The sequence below is a fragment of the Brevundimonas vesicularis genome (assembly GCF_027105095.1).
Taxonomy (GTDB): Bacteria; Pseudomonadota; Alphaproteobacteria; order Caulobacterales; family Caulobacteraceae; genus Brevundimonas; species Brevundimonas vesicularis_E.
Map to the genome: position 1 here is coordinate 1720732 of NZ_CP114278.1, position 11961 is coordinate 1732692.

Genomic DNA, 11961 nt, shown 5'->3' on the forward strand with positions numbered 1-11961 from the left:
GCGATTCTGGGGCGGGTGAATGGATGTTTGGACGTGCGACGGCGCCCTCGCGCGGTCGCAGCGAAGTTTGGAGGGCTGGGCGGAGCGCCGGGCCTTCGCCCGGAGTGTGATTAGAGATTACCGTTTCGACGAAGGGTGTGACGCTCCGCGCGGAAGGTTGGCCTGCAAGCTCGGGGCGCCGAGCGGTGGCGGTCTTATCGCCTAACCCCATAAGCCTGCGACGGGCGGGTCGGAGCAGCGATCCCCGATCCCCGGTGCGGCCGAGTATCCCCCTCGACCCTGCGACGCGACTGCGGACGCCGGGGCGATTCCCCGACCGATCAGCCCCGGCGCCGCGATGGGGTTTCACCATCGCCCCCGTTCCCTCCGCTCCCGCCGCCGCAAGGTCGCAGGCCTTACGAGCCCTCCATGCGACGAGACGGATGCATTATGGGGCCGTTTGACCCCGTGGATGGGAGACGGGGGACATAAATCGGCAAGCGATTGGAATCGCATCGGATAGACCAGCGGCATTGCGATGGCTGAGCATCGTCTCCTCCCCATTCATGGGGAGGTGGCTCGGAGCGCAGCGGAGAGACGGAGGGGGTCCTCGCACATCCCAGGCGCCCGTGGGCGTCAAGAACCCCTCCACCGCTTCGCGGTCCCCCTCCCCGCGAAGCGGGGAGGAGACGATGGTGCGAGCTTCTCGCGTTGCCCGATTCCGCGTGGGCGGGTAGAGCGTTCGGCTTCTCCCGCCCAGCCGAAGTTTCAGACCATGCACGACATCAGAGCCATTCGCGAGAACCCCCAGGTTTACGTGGCGGGCTGGTCGTCGCGCGGGGTGGATGATGCACAGAAGGTGGTGGACGATATCCGAGAGCTGGATGCCAAACTGCGTCACGCCCAGACGACGGGGCAGGACGCCCTGGCCAAGCGTAATGCGGCCTCCAAGTTGATCGGCGCCGCCATGGGGCGCAAGGACATGGCCGAGGCCGACCGGCTGAAGGCCGAGGTCGAGGCGCTGAAGGGCGATATCGCGGCGGCGGCCGAGGTCGAGGCGCGTGTCGGCAAGGAACTGCGCGACCTGCTGGCGGCGCAGAAGAACCTGGCGGCCGAGGATGTGCCGGACGGCGAGGACGAGGCGGGCAATGTCGAGGTCTCGACCTGGGGCGAGCCGCGTCACACCGGTCCGGCCAAGGACCACGCCGACCTGGGCGAGGCCCTGGGGATGCTGGACTTCGAGGCGGCGGCCAAGATGTCGGGCGCGCGGTTCGCGGTGCTGAAGGGGCAGTTGGCGCGGCTGGAGCGGGCCGTAGGCCAATTCATGCTCGATATGCAGACGGATCAGCACGGCTATCTGGAAGTGAACCCGCCGTATCTGGTGCGGGACGAGGCGATGTTCGGCACGGGGCAGTTGCCGAAATTTCAAGCTGATCTATTCGGAGTTTCCGACGGTTGGATTGGAACCGTTGCTGAAGCTGTGGCGGTTCGCGATCGTGCCGTTATCCGCGAGGCGGTCACCGGACACCTTTCTAAAGTGGCAGAGCTGCCTGCGCCTCTCGCCCAAGGATTGTCTGACGAATTCTTCGCTAGAATGAATGAGATTGAGGACTATCAGCGTCAATCACTCAAAGACATTTTTGACCCATTGCGCCGCTGGCTCATCCCCACCGCCGAAGTCTCCCTGACCAATCTCGTGCGCGAGACCATACTGTCCGAGGATGACTTGGCGACGCCGATGCGGATGACGGCGCTGACGCCGTGCTTCCGGGCCGAGGCGGGGTCGGCGGGGCGCGATACGCGCGGGCTGATCCGCCAGCACCAGTTCTCCAAGGTCGAGATGGTGTCCATCGCGCGGCCGGAGGACTCAGACGCCGAGCATGAACGAATGACGGCCTGTGCGGAGGCGGTGCTGAAGGCGTTGGAGCTGCCGTTCCGGCGGATGCTGCTGTGCAAGGGCGACATGGGCTTTTCGGCGCAGAAGACTTTCGACCTGGAGGTCTGGCTGCCCAGCCAGGGGACCTATCGCGAGATCAGCAGCTGCTCGAACTGCGGGGACTTCCAGGCGCGGCGCATGGACGCGCGGTTCAAGCGCGCCGGCGAGAAGAAGACCGAGTTCGTCCATACGCTGAACGGCTCGGGCCTGGCGGTCGGCCGGACGCTGGTGGCGATCATGGAAAACTATCAGCAGGACGACGGGCGGATCGCCGTGCCGGCGGTGTTGCAGCCCTATATGGGCGGTCTGCAGTTCGTGGGCGGCTGATGCGAATTCTCCTGACCAACGACGACGGGATCGAGGCCGAAGGGCTGGAATGCCTGGAGCGGATCGCACGCACGCTGAGCGACGACGTGTGGGTGTGCGCGCCCGCCGTCGAGCAGTCGGGCAAGGGGCGGGGGATCACCCTGACCGAGCCGCTGCGGGTGCTGAACCTGGGCGAGAAGCGGTTCGCGGTGACGGGCACGCCGACCGACTGCGTCGTGCTGGCGGTCAATGACCTGATGCCGGAGAAGCCCGATCTGGTGCTGTCGGGCGTCAATCGCGGGCACAATATCGGCGAGGACGTCAGCTATTCCGGCACGGTCGCGGGCGCCTTGCAGGGGATGGCGTTCGGCATCCGCTCCATCGCCCTGAGCCAGAGCCTGGAGCGGTTCCACGACGAGGTGGTCGCGCACTGGGAGACGGCGGAAGCCTTTGCGCCCGCGATCATCAGCCGCCTGCTGGAGCAGAAGTGGGCGAACGGGGTGGTGATGAACCTGAACTTCCCCAACCGGCCGCCCGAAGCGGTCGATCAGGTTGAGGTGACGACCCAGGGCTTCCGCAACGTCGGCGAGATGCACGCGGTGCGGCGCACGGACCTGCGCGGGCGGGACTATTACTGGATGAGCTTCCGGGGCGAAAAGCAGGAGCATGCCGAGGGCACGGACCTGCGGGCCATCGAGGAGGGGCGGATCTCGGTCACGCCGCTGCATATCGACCTGACGCACATGACCAGCGTGCATGACCTGAAGAAGGTGTTGGGCGGGGCGCCGCCGAAAAAGACGGATCGGGCCGCATGATCCTCCACCGCACAGCGGGGGAGGGGGACCGCGAAGCGGTGGAGGGGGCGACCCCGCACACCGGTCTTTGGTCCGCCCCCTCCACCATCCTTCGGATGGTCCCCCTCCCCCGTGAACGGGGGAGGATTTCTTGAACCTGCACGACGACCGGGCCGGGCGGCTGATCCTGTCGCTGCGGCAGCAGGGGGTCACGGACCCGCGCGTGCTGAAGGCGATGGAGAGCATCGACCGGGCGGTCTTCGTGCACGAAAAGTTCCTGGATCAGGCGTGGGAGGATCAGGCCCTGCCGATCGACTGCGCGCAGACGATCAGCCAGCCCTATATCGTCGGACTGATGACCCAGGCGCTGGACGTGCAGGCGCGGCATCGGGTTTTGGAGATCGGCACGGGTAGCGGATACCAGTGCGCGGTGCTGAGCCGGCTGGCGCGCTATGTCTATTCGGTGGAGCGGTATCGCAGTCTGCTGGTCGAGGCCGAAGCTCGACTGCGGGTGCTGAAGATCGAGAACGTCATCACCAAGCACGGCGACGGCGGCCTGGGCTGGGCCGAACAGGCGCCGTTCGACCGGATCATGGTCACGGCCGCGTCGCCGACCGAGCCGACAGAACTGCTGAAACAGCTGAAGCCGAACGGGGTGCTGGTCGCGCCGGTGGGACGGACCTCGGTGCAGATGCTGCATCGCTACGTCGGGCAAGGCGACGGGTCGTTCCACCGCGAAAGCCTGACGGAAGTGCGGTTCGTTCCCTTGGTCGAGGGGACGGCGAAGGAGGGTTAGGGGCGTGAATGGTGACTCGCGAGTGGTGATTCCGAGTGTGCGAACGCCATTCACGATTCACGTCTCACTCCTTACGACCTCACTCGCCCCAATTCCGTGCGGTTTGCGGGGTTGGCTTATGAGGCGCGAGCGGGCACACCGGGCGGGCGAGTTTAACCACGAATGGGAGCAGCCGGTGGCGATGATTTCGGGCTGGATGAGAGCGGTTCTGGTCGCGGGGGCGGCGTTGAGCACGGCGGCCTGCATCAGCTATCCTTCGGAGCCGCGCTATTCGACGCATGCGAACCCGGCGCCGGCCTATGGTCCGGGGCAGGGCGCCTATCCGCAGCAGCCGACCTATCCGAACGCCGGCCAGAATCCGAACCAGCCCTATCGTCCCGCCCCCTATGAATCGCCGCCGCCCGCGACGGCGCCGATCGGTCAGGTGGACGGCGGAGCCTTGCCGCCGACGGTCAATGTCGGTCCGAGCCAACCGACCTATCAGCCGCCGGCGTCGCAGCCGCCCGCCTACACGCCGTCCTATCCGTCGTCGTCGGCCCCGGTGCGTCCGGGCGCGGCCTATGTAATCCAGCCGGGCGACACGATCTCGGGCGTGGGGCGCCGCTTCCAGACCCCGGTGCAGACGCTGATCGATCTGAACGGCCTGGGACCGCGCGGGGCGATCACGACGGGCCAGCGAATCATCCTGCCTGAAGCGGCGGTGGATACCGGCCGCGATCCTTACGCGACTGGCGCTTCGCCCGTCGGCGTGCTGGTGCCCAACAACGGCGCCGTGCCGCCGCCCCCGCCGCCGCCCTCGGGCAATGCGGCGCTTCCGGTCCAGACGCGGCCTGTCGAACAGACTAACGCCGCCGGCGCCGCTGCCGGTCAGCCGAACCTGCTGTGGCCAGTACGCGGCGACATCGTGCGGCGTTTCGGCCCGGTCGGCATGGGCGAGCGGAACAACGGCATCAACATCGGCGCCTCGGCCGGCGCGACGGTCAGCGCTTCTGCGGCCGGGCGTGTGGCCTATGTCGGCAGCGATCTGGTGGGGCAGGGGCTGACGGTGCTGATCGTGCACGCCAACGGCTGGCGCACGGTCTATGGCCACCTGGGTTCGGCGACGGTCAAGGATGGCGACGACGTCCGCGCTGGCCAGCAGATCGGCACCGTGGGTCTGACGGCCGGCGACGGACGCCCCTCGATCCACTTCGAGACCCGTCAGATGCGCGGCGACGATCCGGTCGCCGTCGATCCTCTGACAGTGTTGCCCAGGTAGCGCTTTCGCCGCGTTGCATTCCACGAAGCGGAGCCCTAGGTTCCGCGCCTCGTTTTTGATGGGCGCCGATGACGGCCGCCCCCTATCTGTTTGCGGAGACTACCCATGGGCGCTGAAGGCGGCTTGACGGCGCAGTTGATCGGGTTTGCGCCCATCATCGGTATTTTCATCCTGTTCTACTTCCTGCTGATCCGTCCGCAGCAGAAGCGCGCCAAGGAACACGCGACCGCCATCGCCGCCGTCAAGCGTGGCGACACCGTCGTCCTGGGCAGCGGCATGATCGGCAAGGTCACCCGCGTCGAAGAGGCCGAGGTCAACGTCGAGATCGCGCCCAGCGTCAATGTGCGCGTGGTCAAGGCCATGATCGCCGAGGTGCGCAACCGCACCGCCATCGCCGCCAACGATTCCAAGGCCTGATACGCTCGCGTATCCGCCGATACCTGGACCGCCCCCATGATTCAGCTGTCGCGCTGGAAAGTCATTCTCGTCGTCGTCGCGGCCGTGCTCGGCTGTGTGCTGACCTTGCCGAACCTGTTGTCGGATCAGCAGCGCGAGGCGCTGCCCGGCTTCATGCCCAAGAACAAGCTGAACCTGGGGCTGGACCTTCAGGGCGGTTCGTATCTGCTGCTGGAAGTCGACGTGCCGGCGATGCGCGAAAAGCGCGTCACCAACTTGATCGAAGACGTTCGGGTCACGCTGAACGGCGCGGGCGTCGCCACCAACGGCTTCCAGCGTGAAGCCGGCGGCGTGGTCGTCACCCTGGCCAATCCGGCCCAGGGCGATGCTGCGTTCAAGGCGCTGCAACAACTGGGCGGTCAGGTCGGACCGGGCGGCCAGGCGGAACGCACCGCGACGCGCCTGGGCGATAACCGCATCCGCTTCGCCTATACCGACGCCGCGCTGAACGGCATGGGCGCGACGGCTGTGGACCAGTCGATCGAGGTGGTGCGCCGCCGGATCGACAGCCTGGGTACGCGCGAACCCTCCATCACCCGCCAGGGCGCCGACCGGATCGTGGTCCAGGCGCCGGGCGAGAGCGATCCGAGCAAGCTGGAAGAAGTGATCGGCCAGACGGCGCAGCTGACCTTCCAGATGGTCGATGTCGAGAACTCGGTTCAGGACGCCCTGGCCGGCCGTGTGCCGCCCGATTCCGAACTGCTGCAAGGCGAGGACGGCACGCCCTATCTGGTCAAGAAGCGCGTGCTGGTGTCGGGCGAGAACCTGACCCGCGCCGGCGTCGGTTCGGACCAGAGCGGCCGTCCGGCCATCGACTTCCGCTTCGACGGCGCCGGCGCCCGCCGGTTCGGCGAAGCCACCGCCGCCAATCTTCAAAAGCCCTTCGCCATCATTCTGGACGGCAAGGTCATCTCGGCCCCGACGATCCAGAGCGCGATTACCTCGGGCTCGGGTCAGATTACCGGCAACTTCACGATCCAGGAAGCGGCGACGCTGGTGAACCTGCTGAACGGGGGCGCCCTGCCGGCGCCGTTGAACGTCGAAGAGCGCCGCACCGTGACGGCTGAACTGGGTGCGGACGCGGTCGCCGCAGGCGCCCTGTCGACCGCCGTCGGCTTCGCCATCATCGTGCTGTTCATGATCCTGGCTTACGGCCTGCTGTTTGGCGGCGTGTCGGTCGTCGGCCTGGTGCTGAACGGCGTGCTGATCGTGGCGGCCATGTCGTTGACCCAGGCGACGCTGACCCTGCCGGGCATCGCGGGTCTGATCCTGACCTTCGCGGTCGCGGTGGACGCCAACGTGCTGATCTATGAGCGTATGCGTGACGAGGCCCGTGCGGGCCGCAGCGTCATCGCCTCGATGGACGCCGGGTTCAACAAGGCCATGGGCACCATCATCGACGCTAACCTGACCACCCTGGTCGCGGCGGGTATCATGTTCGTGTTCGGCGAAGGCCCGGTTCGCGGGTTCGCCTGGACCCTGACCATCGGTGTGTTCACCTCGGTCTTCTCGTCGGTCCTGGTCGCCCAGGTCCTGCTCGGCTACTGGCTCAAGACGGCCAAGCCCAAAAAACTGCCGATCGCGGAGTGATGGCGATGCGTGGATGGCCCCTCATCAAACTGCTGCCGCAGAAGACGAACTTCCACTTCGTCAAATATGCGCGGTTCGCCGGCGTCCTGTCGGTGATCCTGTGCGTCGCCTCGATCATCGCCTGCTTCTATCCCGGCCTGAACATGGGCATCGACTTCCGGGGCGGCGCCTCGATGGAAGTGTCCAAGCCTGCGGGCCAGACGATCGAGCTGGATCGGGTCCGCGAGGCCGTGAACGGCCTGAACCTGGGCGACGTTCAGGTCCAGGGCATTGCGCGTCGCGACACCAATGTCGATGACGGCTCGACCGCCATTCTTCGCTTCCAGGTGCCGGAAGGCCGCGATCAGACCCAGGTGGTCAACCAGGTCGAGGGCGCCATCAGCGGCGCGGTCGGTCAGGTCAACTATTCGGGCGTCAGCGTCGTCGGCTCCAAGGTGTCGGGCGAGCTGTTCACCTCGGGGCTGTTGGCTCTGGGCGTCGCGATCGGCCTGATGTTCCTTTACATCTGGTTCCGGTTCGAGCCGCAGTTCGGGTTCGGCGCCGTGGTCGGCCTGCTGCACGACGTGATCCTGACGTTCGGGCTGATCGTGCTGTTCAAGCTGGAGTTCAGCCTGAACATGGTCGCCGCCGTCCTGACCGTCATCGGCTATTCGATGAACGACACCGTCGTCGTGTTCGACCGCCTTCGCGAAAACCTGCGCAAGTACAAGACCATGCCGCTGCGCGACGTGATCGACCTGTCGCTGAACGAGACGCTGTCGCGGACCATCATCACCGGCGTGACCGCCGTCATGGTGCTGGCGGCCCTGGCCATCTTCGGCGGCGAGGCCCTGTTCGGCTTCTCGATCGCCCTGATGTTCGGCATCATCGTCGGAACCTATTCGTCGATCTATGTCGGTGCGCCGATCATCCTGCTGTGGGGCGTCAAGCGCGGCGCCCTGGCCGACGACGCCAAGCCGGTGAAGCTGGGCATGGCCAGCCGGCCGTAGGTCGAGCGCCAGCGTCGAAAGTTGGGCCGTCCCGTCATCGCCGGGGCGGCCCTTTTCCTTGGACGGCGTCCGTGCAAGGCTGAGCCTATGAAAGCGCTCGTCTATGCCGCCGTTGCCCTCGCCCTGACCGGCGGACTGTCCGCCTGCACCGACAGCAAGCGGGCGCGCAACGACGCCACCTGGGGCGACAAGCCGGCCGACATCACCTGCTGGACCTATGGGGTGGAGAATTTCAAGGGACGCTCGACCGGCAAGGTCGAGTACGACGACGGCGGCCGGATCTCGTTCGTCGACGCGTCGAACAACCGCTACACCACGATCGATGGCGACTGCCGGGTCGTCTATATGCAGCCCAGCAAGTAGGGCCGGATGGCGGGCGGAGGCCTGAACCTCCGCCCTGTGTCCATCAGCGCAGCGAGGCGGTGAAGCGCTGGATGCGGGTGCAGGCTTCTTCCAGCACGGCGTCCGAGGTGGCGTAGCTGATGCGGAAATAGGGGCTGAGGCCGAAGGCCTCGCCCTGGACGACGGCGACGCCCTCGGCGTTCAGCAGTTCGGCGGCAAAGGTGGAATCGCCGTCGATGACCACGCCCGTCTCCGTCGTCTTGCCGATCAGTCCGGCGATGGACGGATAGACATAGAAGGCGCCCTCGGGCGTGGCGCATGTGATGCCAGCCGCCTGGTTGAGCATCGAGACAACGAGGTCACGGCGCTTTTCGAAAGCGGCCTTGCGCTCAGGGATGAAGTCCTGCGGGCCGTTCAGCGCCTCGACGGCCGCCCACTGGCTGATGCTGGCCGGGTTGGACGTTGTCTGGCTGGCCACCTTGCGCATCAAATCGATCAGCGGCTTGGGGCCGCCGGCGTAGCCGACCCGCCAGCCGGTCATGGCGTAGGCCTTTGACACGCCGTTGACCGTCAGGGTGCGGTCGATCAGGTCCGGCGCCACCTGGGCGATGGTCGTGTATTCGAAGTCGCCATAGACGAGGTGTTCGTACATGTCGTCGGTCAGCACCCAGACGTGCGGATGGCGACGCAGGACCTCGGCCAAGGCTTCCAGTTCGGCGCGGGTGTAGGCGGCGCCGGTGGGGTTCGACGGGCTGTTCAGGATCAGCCACTTGGTGCGGGGCGTGATCGCGGCCTCCAGCACGGCGGGCAGCAGCTTGAAGCCGTCCTTCTCCTCGCCGATCACGGTGACGGGCTCGCCGCCCGCCAGCAGCACCATGTCGGGGTAGCTGACCCAATAGGGGGCCGGCACGATGACTTCGTCGCCGGGGTTCAGCGTCGCGACCAGGGCGTTGAAGATGACGGGCTTGCCGCCCGGCGCGACGTGGATGTTGGCCGCCGTATAGTCGAGATCGTTCTCGCGCTTGAACTTGGCGACGATGGCCGCCTTCAGCTCGGGCATGCCGTCGGCGTCGGTGTATTTGGTCTCGCCGCGGTTTATCGCGTCGATGGCGGCCTGTTTGATGTTTTCAGGCGTATCGAAATCCGGCTCGCCGGCGCCCAGGCCGATCACGTCGCGACCTTCGGCTTTAAGCTTCCGGGCCTGCGCGGTGACGGCGATGGTGGCCGAGGGCTTGACGCGGGCGAGGGCGGAAGATTGCAGGCTGGACATGAACTATCCCGTGGTTTTGGAAGTTTTTTGCCGGGGAGGCGAGGTTCCTTACGCGGCGTCGCCCCTCGGGACAATGCGCTGATGCTCGCTAATGCAGAGATGGGATGATAAGCGGCGGCTCTGATGCGCTGGATCATCGATTTTCTGTCGAACATGGAGGCGCGTCGCTGGCGCGCCGTGCTGGCGACGGCCCTGCTGCTGGGCGCGATGATCGCCCTGTTCGCTGTGGGCAAGAGCCAGCTGGGGCTGGAGGCCGAGGGGCGGCTGGAAGACTGGCTGGCCGGATTCCGTCAGGGACCTTGGGGCCTTGTCGCCGCCATCGTGGTGTTTACGGTCTCGGCCTTTTTCGGCGCGCCGCAGTTCATCCTGATCGCCGCCTGCGTCGTGGCGTTCGGGCCGTGGTTCGGCTTCCTCTACAGCTGGATCGCGACGGTCGTGTCGGCGGGCGTGACCTATTGGCTGGGACGCGGACCCACGGCACGGCTGCTGGCGCGCCACGGCGGCAAGACGGTCGGACGGCTGACGCGTTTCGTCGGCAAGAACGCCTTCTACGCCAGCTTCATGATCCGCAACGTGCCGTCGGCGCCGTTCATCGTCGTCAACATGGCGTTCGGGGCGGCGAGGGCGTCGTTCTCGGGCTTTCTGGCGGGGTGCGCGCTGGGTGTATTGCCGAAGACCGCTCTGGTCGCCTTCTTCGGCGGATCCTTCATGACGGCGGTCAGCGGCGACGGCATCTGGACCTCGGCCATATTGGCTGGCGTGGCGCTGGCCTGGCTGGCGCTGATGCTGGCGGTGCGTGAACTGGTCAAGCGGCGCGAGATCGCGCGCGGCGAATAATCACATGACCGTCCGTATACGGACGATCATGTAATCTGACAGAAGCGGGCTTTCAGTCTCATCCACAGGCCTGCTGCGCGGCTGTGGCGTTCTCGATATGACGAGACCGTCATCGGGGCTTGTAATCCCGGTTTCATACGGGCAAACCCGCCGCTAGTAGGCGTGGCGAAGACGATCAGGAACTGTCCGGCGTGGGGATGTCAGGGCAGTTGGGGCGTCGCCAGGTCGACTGAGACATCTAGACGCCCTGCCAGCTAACAACGGTATCGATTCCCATGAGCTTCTCCCTTTTCGGCGCGATCTCCAACGACATCGCGATGGACCTGGGCACCGCCAACACCCTGATTTACATGAAGGGCAAGGGCATCGTCCTGAACGAGCCGTCGGTCGTGGCGCTGAGAAACGTCGGCGGGCGCAAGGTCGTCCACGCCGTGGGCATCGAGGCCAAGCAGATGCTGGGCCGCACGCCGGGCCACATGGAGGCGATCCGCCCCATGCGGGACGGCGTCATCGCCGACTTCGAAGTCGCCGAAGAGATGATCAAGCACTTCATCCGCAAGGTTCATAACCGCAAGGGCTTCGTGAACCCCAAGATCATCGTCTGCGTGCCCTCGGGCGCCACGGCGGTCGAGCGTCGTGCGATCAACGACAGCTGCCTGAACGCCTCGGCGCGCCGCGTGGGCCTGATCGACGAGCCCATGGCGGCCGCGATCGGCGCCGGCCTGCCGATCCACGAGCCGACCGGCTCGATGGTCGTCGACATCGGCGGCGGCACGACGGAAGTCGCCGTCCTGTCGCTGTCGGGCATCGTCTATTCGCGTTCGGTCCGCGTCGGCGGCGACAAGATGGACGACAGCATCATCAGCTACATGCGTCGCAACCATAATCTGCTGATCGGCGAAACGACCGCCGAACGCATCAAGAAGGACATTGGCACCGCCCGCATCCCGGCCGACGGCGAAGGCCTGTCGATCGAAGTCAAGGGCCGCGACCTGATGCAGGGTGTGCCGCGCGAGGTGCGCATTTCGGAGCGTCAGGCGGCGGAAGCCCTGGCCGAGCCGGTCACCCAGATCATCGAAGCCGTGAAGGTCGCGCTGGAAGCCACCCCGCCGGAACTGGCCGCCGACATCGCCGACAAGGGCATCATGCTGACGGGCGGCGGCGCCTTGCTGCGCGGTCTGGACGTCGAGATCCGCGATCACACCGGCCTGCCGGTGTCGGTCGCCGACGATCCGCTGTCGTGCGTGGCCATCGGCTGCGGTCGCGTTCTGGAACATCCGCGCTGGATGAAGGGCATCCTCGACTCCGCGCTCTGATCCGTCCGTTGCGGCCGGGTGAAAGCTTGGCTGCAAATCATTTTCAGGCCTGCGTGATCACGGTTCCATTCCAGCCTTGATTTTGCGATAGG

11 protein-coding genes are annotated in these 11961 nt (G+C 66.2%); 10 read left to right on the plus strand and 1 reads right to left on the minus strand.

Features of this window, described 5'->3' with window-relative positions; genetic code table 11:
* The first annotated feature begins 754 nt into the window (after positions 1–754).
* The 8 genes from serS to O2K97_RS08540 all read left to right on the plus strand — a co-directional run bounded on the left by serS (position 755) and on the right by O2K97_RS08540 (position 8467).
* The gene (serS, locus tag O2K97_RS08505) at positions 755–2242 is read left to right on the plus strand and encodes a serine--tRNA ligase (RefSeq protein ID WP_269218919.1); all 1488 of its coding nucleotides are present in this window, start codon (positions 755–757) and stop codon (positions 2240–2242) included.
* Positions 2242–3036 (plus strand): 5'/3'-nucleotidase SurE, encoded by a 795-nt coding sequence (surE, locus tag O2K97_RS08510; protein WP_269218920.1) that lies wholly within the window; start codon positions 2242–2244, stop codon positions 3034–3036. The genes serS and surE overlap by 1 nt, the downstream gene beginning before the upstream one ends.
* Before the next feature lie 130 nt (positions 3037–3166).
* Positions 3167–3811, plus strand: a complete 645-nt coding sequence (locus O2K97_RS08515; protein WP_039243626.1) for a protein-L-isoaspartate(D-aspartate) O-methyltransferase — start codon at positions 3167–3169, stop codon at positions 3809–3811.
* Positions 3812–3992: 181 nt separating this feature from the next.
* On the plus strand, positions 3993–5069 hold the full coding sequence (locus tag O2K97_RS08520; RefSeq protein ID WP_269221123.1) for a peptidoglycan DD-metalloendopeptidase family protein: 1077 nt from the start codon (positions 3993–3995) through the stop codon (positions 5067–5069).
* Positions 5070–5174: 105 nt separating this feature from the next.
* Positions 5175–5486 (plus strand): preprotein translocase subunit YajC, encoded by a 312-nt coding sequence (yajC, locus tag O2K97_RS08525; RefSeq protein ID WP_017504795.1) that lies wholly within the window; start codon positions 5175–5177, stop codon positions 5484–5486.
* Between the two features lie 36 nt (positions 5487–5522).
* Positions 5523–7115, plus strand: a complete 1593-nt coding sequence (gene secD, locus O2K97_RS08530; protein ID WP_269218921.1) for a protein translocase subunit SecD — start codon at positions 5523–5525, stop codon at positions 7113–7115.
* Positions 7115–8104, plus strand: a complete 990-nt coding sequence (gene secF, locus O2K97_RS08535) for a protein translocase subunit SecF (RefSeq protein ID WP_112861878.1) — start codon at positions 7115–7117, stop codon at positions 8102–8104. The genes secD and secF overlap by 1 nt, the downstream gene beginning before the upstream one ends.
* Positions 8105–8191: 87 nt before the next feature.
* Positions 8192–8467 (plus strand): hypothetical protein, encoded by a 276-nt coding sequence (locus tag O2K97_RS08540; RefSeq protein ID WP_112861879.1) that lies wholly within the window; start codon positions 8192–8194, stop codon positions 8465–8467.
* A gap of 43 nt (positions 8468–8510) precedes the next feature.
* Here O2K97_RS08540 and O2K97_RS08545 read toward each other — a convergent pair whose 3' ends face one another.
* Positions 8511–9716, minus strand: a complete 1206-nt coding sequence (locus tag O2K97_RS08545; RefSeq protein WP_269218922.1) for a pyridoxal phosphate-dependent aminotransferase — start codon at positions 9714–9716, stop codon at positions 8511–8513.
* Positions 9717–9839: 123 nt separating this feature from the next.
* Between O2K97_RS08545 and O2K97_RS08550 the strand changes: the two genes are divergently transcribed.
* Positions 9840–10553 (plus strand): TVP38/TMEM64 family protein, encoded by a 714-nt coding sequence (locus tag O2K97_RS08550; protein WP_269218923.1) that lies wholly within the window; start codon positions 9840–9842, stop codon positions 10551–10553.
* A 275-nt stretch (positions 10554–10828) separates the two neighbouring features.
* Positions 10829–11869, plus strand: a complete 1041-nt coding sequence (locus tag O2K97_RS08555; RefSeq protein WP_112861881.1) for a rod shape-determining protein — start codon at positions 10829–10831, stop codon at positions 11867–11869.
* The last annotated feature ends 92 nt before the right edge of the window (positions 11870–11961 follow it).